At 64.8% G+C, this 15,451-nt stretch carries 11 protein-coding genes, 1 tRNA gene and 1 pseudogene; all 13 read right to left on the bottom strand.

Annotation, left to right across the window (positions count from 1 at the left end):
* Positions 1–74 (bottom strand): annotated as a pseudogene (locus tag SAOR_RS17125) (GTP-binding protein); the annotation flags it as partial.
* A gap of 12 nt (positions 75–86) precedes the next feature.
* Positions 87–2,201 carry an elongation factor G gene (gene fusA, locus SAOR_RS11845; protein ID WP_123592517.1) on the bottom strand — a complete coding sequence of 705 codons (2,115 nt, stop codon included), beginning with the start codon at positions 2,199–2,201 and terminating at the stop codon, positions 87–89.
* Positions 2,202–2,233: 32 nt separating this feature from the next.
* Positions 2,234–2,707, bottom strand: coding sequence for a 30S ribosomal protein S7 (rpsG, locus tag SAOR_RS11840; protein WP_123592518.1), 474 nt, complete (start codon positions 2,705–2,707; stop codon positions 2,234–2,236).
* A gap of 39 nt (positions 2,708–2,746) precedes the next feature.
* Positions 2,747–3,121: a 30S ribosomal protein S12 gene (rpsL, locus tag SAOR_RS11835; protein WP_120097584.1), complete on the bottom strand. Its 375-nt coding sequence runs from the start codon at positions 3,119–3,121 to the stop codon at positions 2,747–2,749.
* A 126-nt stretch (positions 3,122–3,247) separates the two neighbouring features.
* The gene (gene rpoC / locus SAOR_RS11830) at positions 3,248–7,471 is read right to left on the bottom strand and encodes a DNA-directed RNA polymerase subunit beta' (protein ID WP_123631612.1); all 4,224 of its coding nucleotides are present in this window, start codon (positions 7,469–7,471) and stop codon (positions 3,248–3,250) included.
* A 91-nt stretch (positions 7,472–7,562) separates the two neighbouring features.
* Positions 7,563–11,648: a DNA-directed RNA polymerase subunit beta gene (gene rpoB / locus SAOR_RS11825; protein ID WP_123631611.1), complete on the bottom strand. Its 4,086-nt coding sequence runs from the start codon at positions 11,646–11,648 to the stop codon at positions 7,563–7,565.
* Between the two features lie 174 nt (positions 11,649–11,822).
* Complete coding sequence (rplL, locus tag SAOR_RS11820; protein WP_123592511.1) at positions 11,823–12,203, bottom strand: 50S ribosomal protein L7/L12; 381 nt, start codon at positions 12,201–12,203, stop codon at positions 11,823–11,825.
* A 47-nt stretch (positions 12,204–12,250) separates the two neighbouring features.
* Positions 12,251–12,772, bottom strand: a complete 522-nt coding sequence (rplJ, locus tag SAOR_RS11815) for a 50S ribosomal protein L10 (RefSeq protein ID WP_123592516.1) — start codon at positions 12,770–12,772, stop codon at positions 12,251–12,253.
* A gap of 279 nt (positions 12,773–13,051) precedes the next feature.
* Positions 13,052–13,747, bottom strand: a complete 696-nt coding sequence (gene rplA, locus SAOR_RS11810) for a 50S ribosomal protein L1 (RefSeq protein ID WP_123592512.1) — start codon at positions 13,745–13,747, stop codon at positions 13,052–13,054.
* A gap of 2 nt (positions 13,748–13,749) precedes the next feature.
* A complete protein-coding gene (gene rplK, locus SAOR_RS11805; protein ID WP_123631610.1) occupies positions 13,750–14,178 on the bottom strand; it encodes a 50S ribosomal protein L11 in 429 nt (142 codons plus the stop codon).
* An 84-nt stretch (positions 14,179–14,262) separates the two neighbouring features.
* Positions 14,263–14,796 (bottom strand): transcription termination/antitermination protein NusG, encoded by a 534-nt coding sequence (nusG, locus tag SAOR_RS11800; RefSeq protein ID WP_123592514.1) that lies wholly within the window; start codon positions 14,794–14,796, stop codon positions 14,263–14,265.
* Between the two features lie 19 nt (positions 14,797–14,815).
* The gene (gene secE / locus SAOR_RS11795) at positions 14,816–15,187 is read right to left on the bottom strand and encodes a preprotein translocase subunit SecE (protein ID WP_123592515.1); all 372 of its coding nucleotides are present in this window, start codon (positions 15,185–15,187) and stop codon (positions 14,816–14,818) included.
* Between the two features lie 37 nt (positions 15,188–15,224).
* Positions 15,225–15,300: transfer RNA gene (locus SAOR_RS11790), tRNA-Trp, on the bottom strand.
* Positions 15,301–15,451 lie beyond the last annotated feature (151 nt).

The raw sequence follows: 15,451 nt of genomic DNA, 5'->3' as shown, positions 1-15,451 counted from the left end.
TTGCCATGGTCCACGTGACCAATCGTGCCGACGTTTACGTGCGGCTTGCTACGCTCGAATTTTGATTTGGACACGGCGCGTTCCTCTTATGCCTTTTCCGGTTGATTGCGAGTAAGCGCCTCGACGACATGCGAGGGCGCTTGTGCGTAGTTGTCGAACTGCATCGTGTAGGTCGCGCGGCCCTGGCTCATCGAACGCAGGTCCGTCGCGTAACCGAACATCTCGGACAGCGGCACGGACGCCGACAGCTGCTTGCCGGTCGGGATATCGTCCATGCCCCGCACGGTGCCGCGACGACGGTTCAGGTCGCCCATGACATCGCCCATGTATTCCTCGGGCGTAACGACCTCGACGTCCATCATCGGCTCGAGCAGCGCGGGAGAGGCCTTGCGCGACCCGTCCTTGAACGCCATCGAGCCGGCGATCTTGAACGCCGATTCGTTCGAGTCGACGTCGTGATAGGAACCGTCGTACAGCGTGACCTTGATGTCGACCATCGGGTAGCCGGCGACCACACCGTTGGCCATGGCCTCGCGGATGCCCTTGTCGACCGCGCCGACGTATTCCTTCGGCACCACGCCACCGACGATGGCGTTGACGAACTCGTAGCCGGCCCCGGCTTCCTCCTGCGGCTCGATGCGCAGGAACACGTGACCGTACTGACCGCGGCCGCCGGACTGGCGAACGAACTTGCCTTCCTGCTCGACCTGCTTGCGGATGGTCTCGCGGTAGGCAACCTGCGGCGCGCCGACATTGGCTTCCACGCCGAACTCACGCTTGAGACGATCGACGATGATCTCGAGATGCAGCTCGCCCATGCCGGAGATGATGGTCTGGGCGGTCTCCTCGTCGGTGCGCACCTGGAAGGACGGATCCTCCTGCGCCAGCTTCGACAAAGCAACGCCCATCTTCTCCTGATCCGCGCGCGATTTCGGCTCGACCGCGACCGCGATGACCGGATCCGGGAATTCCATGCGCTCGAGAATGACCCGCGAGTCGTTGGCGCAGAGCGTATAGCCCGTGACCACACTCTTGAGCCCGACCACGGCGGCGATGTCGCCGGCCCGGACTTCCTTGATCTCTTCGCGCGAGTTGGAGTGCATCTGCAGCAGACGGCCGACGCGCTCCTTCTTGTTCTCGATCGGGTTGTAGATCGTGTCGCCCGACTTCAGTACACCGGAGTAGACCCGGATGAACGACAGCGAGCCGACGAACGGGTCGGTGGCGATCTTGAACACGAGCGCGGCAAACGGCTGATCGTCGGAGGCGTAGCGCTCGATGGCGACCTCGGGATCGTTGGCGTCTTGGCCCTTGATCGGCGGCACTTCCGTCGGCGACGGCAGATAGTCGATCACGGCGTCCAGCATGGCCTGGACACCCTTGTTCTTGAACGCGGTGCCGCACATGCAGAGCGTGATCTCGTTGTTGATCACGCGCTTGCGCAGGCCGGACTTGATCTCGTCGTTGCTCAGCTCGCCGGCGTCGAGATACTTCTCCATGATCTCTTCGTCGGCCTCGGCGGCCGCCTCGATCATCTCGTCGCGATACTTCTGGGCATCGGCCTGGAGATGCTCGGGGATGTCGCGCGCCTCGAAGGTGCGGCCGGCGTCTTCCTGGTTCCAGTAGATCGCCTGCATCCGCATGAGATCGACGATGCCCTCGAACTCGTCCTCGGCGCCGATCGGCAGCTGGATGGTGACCGGGTAGGTCGCCAGGCGCTTCTTCATCATCTCGATGCAGCGCCAGTAGTCCGCACCCAGCTTGTCCATCTTGTTGACGAACGTGATGCGCGGAACGTGATACTTGTCCGCCTGGCGCCAGACCGTCTCGGTCTGCGGCTCGACGCCGGCGTTGGCGTCCAGCACGCAGACGGCGCCGTCGAGCACGCGCAGGCTGCGCTCCACTTCGATGGTGAAGTCGACGTGGCCGGGCGTGTCGATGATGTTGACGCGGTACTGCTGATCGTACTGCTGCTCCATGCCCTGCCAGAAGCAGGTGGTGGCAGCCGAGGTGATCGTGATGCCGCGCTCCTGCTCCTGCGACATCCAGTCCATCACGGCCGCGCCGTCATGCACCTCGCCCATCTTGTGGGAGATGCCGGTGTAGTACAGAACACGTTCGGTCGTCGTCGTCTTGCCGGCATCGATGTGAGCCATGATGCCGATGTTGCGATAACGCTCGAGTGGATGGTTGCGGGGCATGAGAGTCTCTTGAACCTGAGAAATGGGGGCGCTTACCAGCGGAAGTGCGAGAACGCCTTGTTGGCATCGGCCATCCGATGGGTGTCCTCACGCTTTTTCACCGCGGCGCCGCGATGCTCCGACGCATCAATCAGCTCGCCGGCCAGCCGGCGGGCCATGGAGTTCTCGCCGCGCTTGCGCGCCGCGTCGATCACCCAGCGCATCGCCAGTGTGGTGCGGCGCACCGCGCGCACCTCGATCGGCACCTGATAGGTGGCGCCACCGACGCGCCGCGACTTCACCTCGACCGCGGGCCGGACGTTGTCGAGCGCTTCCTCGAGCACGTCAAGCGGCTCGTCGGTGCCCTTCTTGGTGGAGATCTGCGAAAGCGCGCCGTAGACGATCATCTCCGCCTTCGACTTCTTGCCGTCGTCCATGATCATGTTCATGAACTTGGCCAGCAGTTCGCTGTGGTAGCGCGGATCAGGCAGGATTTCGCGGCGCGGCGCGGATGCACGACGGGACATATTCTAGATTTTCCTATTCGTTGAGCCAGGCGGGCGCAATCAGGACTTCGGCTTCTTGGCGCCGTACTTCGACCGGCCCTGGCGACGGGCCTCGACGCCGGAGGCATCGAGCGCGCCGCGGACGGTATGGTAACGCACACCGGGAAGGTCCTTGACTCGGCCGCCACGAATGAGCACAACCGAATGCTCCTGCAGGTTGTGACCTTCGCCGCCGATGTAGCTCGCCACCTCGTAGCCGTTGGTCAGCCGCACGCGCGCCACCTTGCGCAGCGCCGAGTTCGGCTTCTTGGGCGTGGTGGTGTAAACGCGCGTGCAGACGCCACGACGCTGCGGGCAACCCTGCAGCGCGGGAACGTCGTTCTTCTGGCGCTTGTCTTTGCGGCCCTTGCGGACCAGTTGGTTGACCGTGGACACGTCGTCACCCTGCTCGATCGATGAAAATAGTGAGGCAGCCCGGCGTACACCGGACTGCCGCTAAAGGACGGCGGATAGTACGGGCGGCGCACGGCCATGTCAAGCCGTGCCGCGCGCCGCCCCACGTCAGATCGAATCCTCGTTGCTGGATTCGGCCTCGGAGGCGTCGATGTCGGCTTCCGCGGGCGCCTCGGTGGGCGGCAGCGCGCCCTTGAGGTCCAGCGGGCCGAGACGGTCGCGCCGACGCTGCTCGTGGTACGCCAGCCCGGTACCGGCCGGAATGAGACGGCCGACGATGACGTTCTCCTTGAGCCCGCGGAGATCGTCGCGACCGCCGCGTACGGCGGCCTCGGTGAGCACCCGGGTGGTCTCCTGGAAGGAGGCCGCGGAGATGAACGACTCGGTGGACAGACTGGCCTTGGTGATGCCCAGGAGCAGCCGCTCGAACGTCGCCGGCACCTCTTCCTTGGCCTCGGCCCGGCGATTGTGCTCGAGCACCGTCTGGTACTCGGCCTGCTCGCCCTGGAGGAACGGTGTATCGCCGGCATCGGTGACTTCCACCCGACGCAGCATCTGGCGGATGATGACCTCGATGTGCTTGTCGTTGATGCGCACACCCTGCAGGCGATAGACGTCCTGGATCTCCTTGACCAGATATTCGGCCAGCTTCGGGATGCCCTGCAGCCGCAGGATATCGTGCGGCATCGGCTCGCCGTCGGAGAGGATCTCGCCCTTCTCGACGTGCTCGCCCTCGAAGACGTTGATCTGACGCCACTTGGGCACGAGCAGCTCGGTCTCGTAGCCGTCCGAGTCGACGATCTTGAGCCGCTGCTTGCCTTTGGTCGCCTCACCGAAGCGGACCGTGCCCTGGGCCTCGGCCAGGATCGCCGGCACCTTGGGCTTGCGGGCCTCGAACAGGTCCGCGACCCGTGGCAGACCGCCGGTGATGTCGCGCGTCTTGGAGGACTCCTGCGGGATGCGGGCACAGACGTCGCCCACCACCACGCTCTGGCCGTCCTCGACGACCACGATGGCCTTGGGCGGCAGACTGTAGGCCGCGGGGATCTCGGTGCCCGGGAAGTTGAGTTCGTCGCCGGACTCGTCGACCAGCTTGATGATGGGCCGCAGATCCTTGTTGCCCTGACCGCGCGACTTCGGCTCGGTGACCACCAGAGTGGACACGCCGGTGATCTCGTCGATCTCGCGCTGGACCGTGACACCCTCGATGAACTCCTCGAACTTCACCTTGCCGGCGACCTCGGAGACGATCGGATGGGTGTGCGGATCCCAGTCCGCCAGACGGGCGCCCGATTCGATCCGGTCGCCCTCGTTGACGTGCAGGCGCGCGCCGTAGGGGATCTTGTAACGCTCCTTCTCGCGGAAGTTCTCGTCGATGACGCCGATCTCGCCGGAACGGGAGACCGCCACCAGGTGGCCGCCCTCCGCATGCTCGACGGTCTTGACGTTGTGCAGCTTCACGGTGCCGGCGGTCTTGACCTCCACGCCGTCGGCGGAGACCGCACGCGAGGCCGCGCCGCCCACGTGGAACGTGCGCATGGTCAGCTGCGTGCCGGGCTCGCCGATGGACTGGGCCGCGATCACACCGACCGACTCGCCGATGGAGACCCGCTCGCCGCGGGCGAGATCGCGCCCGTAACAGGCGGCGCAGACGCCGAAACCGGTCTCGCAGGTGATCGGACTGCGCACGAAGACCTCGTCGATCGAGCTCGTCTCGATGAGATCGACGTCCTTCTCGTTAAGCAGCTTGCCGGAATCGAGCAGCGTGTGATTGGTCGCCGGGTCGACGACATCGGCGGCCAGCACGCGCCCGAGCACCCGCTCGCGCAGGGGCTCGACTACGTCGCCGCCCTCGACGATCGGGTACATCTTGAGGCCCTGGTCGGTACCGCAGTCGTTCTCGGTGACCACCACGTCCTGGGAGACATCCACCAGGCGGCGGGTGAGATAGCCCGAGTTCGCGGTCTTGAGCGCGGTATCGGCCAGGCCCTTGCGCGCGCCGTGAGTGGAGATGAAGTACTGGAGTACGTTCAGCCCCTCACGGAAGTTCGCGGTGATGGGCGTCTCGATGATCGAGCCGTCCGGCTTGGCCATGAGGCCGCGCATGCCCGCCAACTGGCGGATCTGGGCCGCACTACCGCGAGCGCCCGAGTCGGCCATCATGAAGATGGAGTTGAACGACGTCTGGTCGATGGTGTTGCCGTCGGCGTCGGTGACTTCGTCCAGCCCCAGCTTGTCCATCATCGCGGAGGCGATCTGCTCGTTGGCACGCGACCAGATGTCGATGACCTTGTTGTAGCGCTCGCCCTGGGTCACGAGACCCGAGGTGTACTGCTCCTCGATCTCCTTGACCTCGTCCTCGGCGCGGGCCAGCACCGTCTGCTTCTCCTGCGGGATGACCATGTCGCCCACCGCGATCGAGATGCCGGCCTTGGTCGACATCCGGAAACCGGTGTACATCAACTGGTCGGCGAAGACCACGGTCTCCTTGAGACCGACATTGCGATAGCTGGCGTTGATGACGCCGGCGACCGCCTTCTTGTCCAGCTCGTGGTTGATCAGCTGGAAGGGCAGACCCTTCGGCAGGATCTCGAACAGCAGCGCCCGCCCGACCGTGGTGTCGACGATCCGGGTCACGTCGGTCGTGTTGCCGTCCTCGTCCATGTCGGTGTCGTCGATGCGCACCCTGATATGCGCCTGCAGGTGGACCTGCTCGGCGTCGTAGGCGCGATAGACCTCGGAGACGTCGGAGAACGTCATGCCCTCGCCGAGCGCGTTCACACGCGAGCGGGTCATCCAGTACAGGCCGAGGACGACGTCCTGGGTCGGCACGATGATCGGCTCGCCGGAGGCGGGCGAGAGGATGTTGTTGGAGGCCATCATCAACACGCGGGCCTCCATCTGCGCCTCGATGGACAGCGGCACGTGCACGGCCATCTGGTCGCCGTCGAAGTCGGCGTTGAAGGCGGTGCAGACCAGCGGATGCAGCTGGATCGCCTTGCCCTCGATGAGCACCGGCTCGAAGGCCTGGATGCCCAGACGATGCAGGGTCGGCGCGCGGTTGAGCATGACCGGGTGCTCGCGGATGACCTCCTCGAGCATGTCCCAGACTTCCGGCTCCTCGCGCTCGACCATCTTCTTGGCCGCCTTGATCGTGGAGGCGAGCTCCAGCCACTGCAGCCGGCTGTAGATGAACGGCTTGAACAGCTCCAGCGCCATCTTCTTGGGCAGGCCGCACTGGTGCAGCTTGAGCGTCGGGCCGACCACGATGACCGAACGGCCGGAATAGTCGACACGCTTGCCGAGCAGGTTCTGACGGAACCGGCCCTGCTTGCCCTTGATCATGTCGGCCAGCGACTTGAGCGGGCGGCGGTTGGAACCGGTGATCGCCCGGCCGCGACGGCCGTTGTCGATCAGGGCGTCCACCGACTCCTGCAGCATGCGCTTTTCGTTGCGCACGATGATGTCCGGGGCGTTGAGCTCCAGCAGGCGGCGCAGGCGGTTGTTGCGGTTGATCACGCGGCGATACAGATCGTTGAGATCCGAGGTCGCGAAACGGCCGCCGTCGAGCGGCACCAGGGGGCGCAGATCCGGCGGCAGCACCGGCAGCACGCGCAGGATCATCCACTCCGCCTTGTTGCCCGACTGCTGGAACGACTCCAGCAGCTTCAGGCGCTTGCCCAGGCGCTTGATCTTGGTCGCCGAGCCGGTGGCGTTGAGTTCCTCGCGCATGCGCGCGGCTTCCGCGCCCATGTCCATGTTGCGCAGGATGTCGAGCACGGCTTCGGCGCCCATCTTGGCGTCGAACTCGTCACCGTACTGCTCGACCGTGTCGAGATACTCCTCCTCGGAGAGCAGCGAGAACGGCTCGAGCGGCGTCATGCCCGGGTCCGTGACCACATAGGCCTCGAAGTAGAGCACGCGCTCGATCGCACGCAGCGGCATGTCCAGCAGCAGACCGATACGCGACGGCAGGCTCTTGAGGAACCAGATGTGGGCGACCGGCGAGGCCAGGTCGATATGACCCATGCGCTCGCGGCGCACCTTGGTCTGGGTGACCTCGACGCCGCATTTCTCGCAGATCACGCCGCGGTGCTTCATGCGCTTGTACTTGCCGCACAGGCACTCGTAGTCCTTGACCGGGCCGAAGACGCGCGCACAGAACAAGCCGTCCCGCTCGGGCTTGAACGTCCGATAGTTGATGGTTTCGGGCTTCTTGACCTCGCCGAACGACCACGAGCGGATCGTGTCGGGCGAGGCCAGGCTGATCTTGATGGCGTCGAACTCCTCGACGTCGTCAGCGCTCTTGAACAGATTCAGCAGATCTTTCATGTCCTACTCCGGATCAGAAGGGGTACGCCGGAATACACGGCGGCACGCCGCCGCGGGCCGGCCCGGGCGCCCGGGCCGACCGCCTTGTCCCCTACTGATCGTCTTCCTCGAGTTCGATGTTCAGGCCGAGCGAGCGGATTTCCTTGGTCAGCACGTTGAACGATTCCGGCATGCCGGCGCTCATCTGATGGTCGCCGTCGACAATGTTCTTGTACATGCGCGTGCGGCCGGCGACGTCGTCGGACTTGACCGTGAGCATCTCCTGCAGCGTGTAGGCGGCGCCATAGGCCTGCAGGGCCCATACCTCCATCTCGCCGAAGCGCTGGCCGCCGAACTGCGCCTTGCCGCCCAGCGGCTGCTGGGTGACCAGCGAGTACGGCCCCGTGGAACGGGCGTGCATCTTGTCGTCGACCAGATGGTTGAGCTTGAGCATGTACATGTAGCCGACCGTGACCGGCCGCTGGAAGGCTTCGCCCGTCCGGCCGTCGATCAGCGTCGTCTCGCCGGACTCCGGCAGACCGGCCAGCTTGAGCAGCTCGCGGATCTCGCCTTCGTTGGCGCCGTCGAACACCGGCGTGGCCGTGGGCATCCCGCCGACCAGATTCTGCGCCATGGCGAGCATCTCGTCGTCGGTGAGGCTGTCGATGTCCTCCTGGGTGCCGCCTTCGGTGTGGTAGGCCTTCTTCAGGAATTCACGGATCTCGCCGACGGCCTTCTGCTGCTCCAGCATCTCGCCGACCCGCAGGCCGATGCCGCGCGCGGCCCAGCCCAGATGGGTCTCCAGCACCTGACCGATGTTCATGCGCGAGGGCACGCCCAGCGGGTTGAGCACGATGTCGGCCGGGGTACCGTCTTCCAGATACGGCATGTCCTCGACCGGCACGATCTGCGAGATCACGCCCTTGTTGCCGTGCCGCCCGGCCATCTTGTCGCCCGGCTGCACGCGGCGCTTCACGGCCAGATAGACCTTGACCATCTTGAGCACGCCCGGGGCGAGCTCGTCGCCCTGGGTGATCTTCTCCTTCTTGGAGGCGAAGCGGCGCTCGAAGTCGGCCTTCTGGTCCTTGAGGCGCTGCGCGATGGACTCGAGCTGCGACTGGGCCTCTTCGTCCTGGAGCCGGATGTCGAACCACTTCTCGCGATCCAGATCGTCCAGATAGGCGGCCGTGATCTTGGCGTCGGCCTTGAGCTTGTTCGGGCCGCCGTCGGCGACCTTGCCCAGCAGCATGGACCGCAGGCGATCGAACAGGTCGTCCTCGAAGATGCGCTGCTGGTCGTTGAGGTCCTTGCGGACCGCGGCCAGCTCGTCCTCCTCGATCGACAGGGCGCGGGCGTCCTTTTCGACGCCGTCGCGGGTGAACACCCGCACGTCGATCACGGTGCCGTCCATGCCCGGCGGCACGCGCTGGGACGAATCCTTCACGTCCGAGGCCTTCTCGCCGAAGATGGCCCGCAGGAGCTTTTCCTCCGGCGTGAGCTGGGTCTCGCCCTTGGGCGTGACCTTGCCGACCAGGATGTCGCCGGCCGAGACCTCGGCGCCGATGTAGGCGATGCCGGACTCGTCCAGCTTGCCGAGCGCGGACTCGTTGACGTTCGGGATGTCCGAGGTGATCTCCTCCGGCCCGAGCTTGGTCTCGCGGGCCACGCAGGTCATCTCCTCGATGTGAACCGAGGTGAAGCGGTCCTCCTCGACCACCCGCTCGGAGATCAGCACGGAGTCCTCGAAGTTGTAGCCGTGCCACGGCATGAAGGCCACGAGCAGGTTCTGGCCCAGCGCCAGCTCGCCCATGTCGGTGGACGGCCCGTCGGCCAGCACGTCGCCGCGCTCGATGCGATCACCCGGCTTGACCAGCGGCTTCTGGTTGAAGCAGGTGTTCTGGTTCGAGCGCGTGTACTTGACCATGTTGTAGATGTCCACGCCGGACTCGTCGGCCGAGGTCTCGTCGTCGTAGACCCGGACCACGACGCGGGAGGCGTCGACCTTGTCGACCACACCGCCCCGGCGCGCGGTCACGGCGTTGCCGGAGTCGATGGCCACCTTGCGTTCGATGCCCGTGCCGACCAGCGGCTTGTCCACGCGCAGGCAGGGCACCGCCTGACGCTGCATGTTCGCGCCCATGAGCGCGCGGTTGGCGTCGTCGTGCTCGAGGAACGGCAGCAGCGCCGCGGCGACGGACACGATCTGCTTCGGGCTCACGTCCATGAACTGGACGCGGTCCGGCGAGGCCATCGTGAACTCGTTCTGGTAGCGGCACGAGACCAGTTCGTTGACGAGCTGACCGTCGGCGTCGACCTTCGCGTTCGCCTGGGCGATCACGTAGCGGCCTTCCTCGATCGCCGAGAGATACTCGACCTCGTCCGTGGCACGGCCGTTCTCGACCTTGCGATACGGCGTCTCCAGGAAGCCGTACTGATTGGTCCGCGAGTACACCGACAGCGAGTTGATCAGGCCGATGTTCGGGCCTTCCGGCGTCTCGATCGGGCAGATACGACCGTAATGGGTCGGATGCACGTCGCGGACTTCGAAGCCGGCACGCTCGCGGGTCAGACCACCCGGGCCGAGTGCCGAAACGCGGCGCTTATGCGTGACCTCGGACAGCGGGTTGTTCTGGTCCATGAACTGCGACAGCTGCGAGGAGCCGAAGAACTCCTTGACGGCGGCCGCCACCGGCTTGGCGTTGATCAGATCCTGGGGCATCAGGCCTTCGGATTCGGCGATCGACAGGCGCTCGCGCACGGCGCGCTCGACGCGCACCAGGCCCGTGCGGAAGGCGTTCTCCGCCATCTCGCCCACGCTGCGCACGCGGCGGTTGCCCAGATGATCGATGTCGTCGGTCTGACCGATGCCGTTGCGAATGGAGACCAGCTCGGCGAGCACCGCGATGATGTCCTCGTTGGCCAGGACCGAGTCGCCGGTCGCGTCGTCGCGACCCAGGCGCCGGTTGAACTTCATCCGGCCGACGGCCGACAGGTCGTAGCGGTCCTCGTTGAAGAACAGGTTCTCGAACAGGTTCTCCGCGGCGTCCTTGGTCGGCGGCTCGCCGGGACGCATCATGCGATAGATCTCGACCAGCGCCTCGAGCTGCGTGGTGCTGGGGTCGACCATCAGCGTGTTCGAGATGTACGGACCGTGATCGAGGTCGTTGATGTACAGGGTCGGGATATCGGTGATGCCCGCGCCCCGCAGCGCCTCGATCATCTCGTCGGTCAGCTCCGAGTTCGCGGGCGCGAGCTCTTCGCCGGTCTCCGAATCGACGATCGCGCGCGAGAGGATCTTGCCGACGAGATAGCTCTCCGGCACCGCCAGCGTCTCGACGCCGGCCTCCTCAAGCTTGCGGATGTGGCGCACGGTGATGCGACGGCCTTCCTCGACGATGACGTCGTTGCCCGCCTTGATGTCGAAGGTGGCCGTTTCGCCGCGCAGCCGCTCGGGCACGAGCTCCATTTCCACGCCGTTGTCCGACAGGTGGAACATGGTGGTCTCGTGGAACATCTCGAGCATCTGCTCGGTGTCGTAGCCCAGCGCGCGCAGCAGGATGGTCGCCGGCAGCTTGCGGCGACGGTCGATGCGCACGTAGACGCTGTCCTTCGGATCGAACTCGAAGTCGAGCCACGAACCGCGGTACGGAATCACGCGCGCGGAATACAGATACTTGCCGGACGAATGCGTCTTGCCGCGATCGTGGTCGAAGAACACGCCCGGACTACGGTGGAGCTGGTTGACGATGACCCGCTCGGTACCGTTGATGATGAAGGTGCCGGTGTCGGTCATGAGCGGCAGTTCGCCCATGTAGACTTCCTGCTCCTTGATGTCCTTGACCGGCTTCGGATTGGCCTTGCTGTCCTTGTCGTAGATGATCAGACGCACGGTCACCCGCAGCGGCGCCGAGTAGATCATCCCGCGGACACGGCACTCCATCTCGTCGAAGACCGGCTGGCCGAGCCGATAGCTGACGTACTCAAGCGCCGCGCTACCCGAATGGCTCGCCATCGGGAACACCGACGAAAACGCCGCATGCAGACCCACGCCCGCCCGGTTGTCCGGATCGAGCTCTTTCTGCAGGAACTGCCGATAGGAGTCGATCTGGGTTGCCAGCAGAAACGGCATCTCCAGCACCGACGGCTGTTTGGCAAAATCCTTGCGGATACGTTTTTTTTCGGTAAACGAGTAGGCCATGTCTCTCAACCCTCATGGTTGGACGAGCCGCGGGCCCGGGGGCGGTCCGCGGCGCTAAGCGTGCGCAGGCGTCGGTCGGCGGCAACAGGAAAAGGCCGGCAGCACACGGCCACCAGCCATTTTCCCGGAATCGTCAAGTTATTGCTTCTGGCAATGTATACCAGCGACCTGCCTTTACTTGAGTTCGACGGACGCGCCGGCTTCTTCCAGCTTCGCCTTCATTTCCTCGGCATCGGCCTTCTCGACGCCTTCCTTCAGGGTCGCCGGAACCGACTCGACCATTTCCTTGGCTTCCTTCAGACCCAGACCGGTGATGGCACGGACGGCCTTGATCGCGCCGACCTTGTTCTCGCCAAAGCTGGAGAGCACCACGTCGAACTCGGTCTGTTCCTCGGCGGCTTCCGCGGCTTCGCCGCCACCGGCCGCACCGGCGACCGCGACGGGGGCCGCCGCCGAAACGCCGAACTTCTCTTCCATCATCTCGACGAGCTCGACCACGTCCATCACGGACATCTCGGAGATCGCTTCGAGTACTTCTTCCTTCGTAGCAGCCATTGTCAACTCCTAATACGTTTGGGGCGCAAGGCCCCGATTCAATTACTTCAAGCAGCCTGCTTTTCGTCGCGGACTGCAGCCACGGTGCGACTGAGCTTCGCAACCGGTTCGCGGGTGGTGCGGGTCAGCTTCTCGACCGGCGCCTTCATGGCACGCATCAGCTGACTCAACGCCTCGTCGCGAGTCGGCAGCTTGGCCAGACGATCGAGCTGCTCGCCGGGCAGCAACTGCCCGTTGAACGAGATCGCCGTGACCTTGAGGGCATCGTGCGACTTGCGAAAATCACTGACCACGCGTGCGGCCGAACCCGGATCCTCCAGCGAGAAACCCAGGATCACCGGCCCCTTGAACGCTTCGGTCATGCATTCGTAGTCGGTACCCTTCAGCGCCAGCTTGGCCAGATTGTTCTTGATGACCTTCAGATACGCGCCGCCCTCGCGGGCGTTGACGCGCAGGTCATCCATCTGGCCCGCCGTGAGACCGCGGTATTCCGCAAGGACTGCGGAATGCGCGCGCGTCGCCACGTCGCTGACTTCTGCCACCATGGCCTGCTTGGCTTGAAAACTCATGGCCATAGTCATCACTCCTTGAGCAAACCGCCGGCAACCGCCGACGGATGATTGAGCGGACATTTCCTCGGAAACGCCCCTTCGACGACCGTCGCCCGTGTCGAGACAGCGGGACGACACACGTCATCTGCGCAGGCTGGCGATATCGCCTTTAAGAACCGATGCCTCGGCTCGCCTCACGGTCTTTGACGACGCAGCCACTTCCGGAGCGGACTGCGCTACAAAGAACTCCTTCGTCGACCGGGACGCACGCGACAGCGCGCGCCCCGGCCCACATTCCTAGGCCGCCACCCCGCTGGCGTCCACGGCCAGGCCGGGACCCATCGTGGTGGACAGCGAAATCTTGCGAAGATAGATGCCCTTCGCGTTCGCCGGCTTGGCTTTCTTCAGGTCGGCGATCAGCGCGGCGAGGTTCTCGCGCAGCGCGGCATTGTCGAAATCGGTCTTGCCGATCGCGCAATGAATGATGCCGGCCTTGTCGGTGCGGTACTGCACCTGGCCCGCCTTGGCGTTCTTGACGGCGGTCTCGACGTCCGCCGTGACCGTGCCCGTCTTGGGGTTCGGCATGAGCCCCTTGGGCCCCAGAATTTGGCCCAGGCGGCCGACCACGGGCATCGCATCCGGCGTCGCCACGACCATGTCGAAGTTGATCTCACCGGCCTGCACCTGCTCGGCCAGGTCGTTCAGACCGACCACGTCGGCGCCGGCCGCGATGGCCTTGTCGGCGTTGTCGCCCTGCGTGAACACGGCCACGCGCACGCTCTTGCCCGTGCCATGCGGCATGACGGTCGAACCGCGCACGTTCTGGTCGGACTTGCGGGCATTGACACCCAGATTCACCGCGACCTCGACGGACTCGGTGAACTTCGCGCTCGAGACCTTCTTCAGCACGTCGAGGGCTTCGTCGACCGGGTAGAGCCGGAACGGATCGATCTGATCACGGATGGCCGCCTTGCGCTTTGACAGTTTCGCCATGACTAGCCCTCCACCTTGATGCCCATGGAACGGGCGCTGCCGCTGATGATGCGGATGGCCGCATCCATGTCCGCCGCGTTGAGGTCCGGCCACTTGGTTTCCGCGATCTCCTGGACCTGCGCTTCGGTGACCGTGCCGACCTTGTTGCGCAGCGGATCCGCCGCGCCCGACTGGATGTTGGCCGCCTTCTTCAACAGGATCGACGCCGGCGGGGTCTTCTTGATGAAGGAGAAACTGCGGTCCGAGAAAACCGTGATGACCACGGGGATCGGCAGACCGGGCTCGGTGTCCTGCGTCTCGGCGTTGAACGCCTTGCAGAACTCCATGATGTTCACGCCGTGCTGACCCAGTGCCGGACCCACGGGGGGACTCGGATTGGCCTTGCCGGCCGGGATCTGCAGCTTGATGTAGCCTGCAATCTTCTTGGCCATGTCATGACTCCTTCAGGTACCAGCGCCGCGGGGCTGCCCGGGCTCCCTGATGTGACTGTATGAACGCCCTGTGGCGTCCGCGCTTCAGCTCTTTTCGACCTGATCGAACTCGAGATCCACGGGGGTCGAACGCCCGAAGATCGTGACCGCCACGCGCAGGCGGTTCTTGTCGTAGTTGACTTCCTCGACCACACCGTTGAAGTCGGCGAACGGGCCGTCGATGACGCGCACCTCCTGGCCCGGCTCGAACACCGTCTTCGGGCGCGGCTTTTCCACCGACTCCTCGACCCGATTGAGGATCTGGTCGGCCTCGGCGTCGGAGATCGGCGCCGGCCGGTCGGCAGTGCCGCCGATGAAGCCGAGCACCCGGGGCACGCTCTTGACGAGGTGCCAGGTCTCGTCGTTCATCTCCATGTGCACCAGCACATAGCCCGGAAAGAACTTGCGCTCGGTGGTGCGGCGCTTGCCGTCCTTGATCTCCACGACCTCCTCGGTCGGCACGAGGATATCGCCGAAGTAGTCTTCCATGCCGTGGCGCGCGACATAATCCTTGAGCGAATCGCGCACTTTCTTCTCATACTGCGAGAAGGAATGCACCACGTACCAATGCTTGGCCATACGAATCTGCCTCGCGCGCCTAGCGGCCCGTCAGAAGTTGAACCGCCCAGGCCAGCAGCACATCGAGCGCCCAGATGAAGATCGCCAGAATCAGCACGACGACCACGACCATGAGCGTCGTCTGCACGGTCTCGCGCCGCGTCGGCCAGACCATGCGCCGCAGCTCGGTGCGCGAACCCTGGATATAGGCCCAGGCATTCTTGCCGATGGCGGTCTGCAGCGCGATGAGCACGGCGACGACCGCCCCACCCAGCATGCCCAGCACGCGAACCAGGTCCGTGTGGGCCGTGAAGTAGTAATAGCCGACGATACTCGCGACCAGCACGGCGACGGCCAGCCAGAGCAGCGCCGTGTCGAGCAGGGAGCTCGTGCGTTTTTCTTGGGTTGCCATCGACGACTCGACCGAAGGTGGGCGATAACGCTTAACGTGGCAGGCCAGGAGGGACTCGAACCCCCAACCTGCGGTTTTGGAGACCGCTGCTCTGCCAATTGAGCTACTGGCCTAAGCGTTAACTTTTATCGCCCGCGAAAAAGACGGCGGAGTGTACCACGGTTTTCCACCCTGGCAACCCCGCCCATGGTACGACGAAACGGTCCGCCGGTGCATCCGCACCCGCAGAGATCGTCCTCTGCAAGCGGGCAGCGACCCGATCAG

Source organism: Salinisphaera orenii subsp. orenii MK-B5, assembly GCF_003788635.1.
Lineage (GTDB): Bacteria > Pseudomonadota > Gammaproteobacteria > Nevskiales > Salinisphaeraceae > Salinisphaera > Salinisphaera orenii.
This window is presented reverse-complemented; position numbering and strand designations above follow the sequence as displayed.

Coding starts and splice junctions, on each gene's coding strand:
- rplA (WP_123592512.1), bottom strand. CDS start 13,747: ATGGCGAAACTGTCAAAGCGCAAGGCGGCCATCCGTGATCAGATCGAT.
- rpoB (WP_123631611.1), bottom strand. CDS start 11,648: ATGGCCTACTCGTTTACCGAAAAAAAACGTATCCGCAAGGATTTTGCC.
- rplL (WP_123592511.1), bottom strand. CDS start 12,203: ATGGCTGCTACGAAGGAAGAAGTACTCGAAGCGATCTCCGAGATGTCC.
- rpsG (WP_123592518.1), bottom strand. CDS start 2,707: ATGTCCCGTCGTGCATCCGCGCCGCGCCGCGAAATCCTGCCTGATCCG.
- fusA (WP_123592517.1), bottom strand. CDS start 2,201: ATGCCCCGCAACCATCCACTCGAGCGTTATCGCAACATCGGCATCATG.
- rpoC (WP_123631612.1), bottom strand. CDS start 7,471: ATGAAAGATCTGCTGAATCTGTTCAAGAGCGCTGACGACGTCGAGGAG.
- rplK (WP_123631610.1), bottom strand. CDS start 14,178: ATGGCCAAGAAGATTGCAGGCTACATCAAGCTGCAGATCCCGGCCGGC.
- secE (WP_123592515.1), bottom strand. CDS start 15,187: ATGGCAACCCAAGAAAAACGCACGAGCTCCCTGCTCGACACGGCGCTG.
- nusG (WP_123592514.1), bottom strand. CDS start 14,796: ATGGCCAAGCATTGGTACGTGGTGCATTCCTTCTCGCAGTATGAGAAG.
- rplJ (WP_123592516.1), bottom strand. CDS start 12,772: ATGAGTTTTCAAGCCAAGCAGGCCATGGTGGCAGAAGTCAGCGACGTG.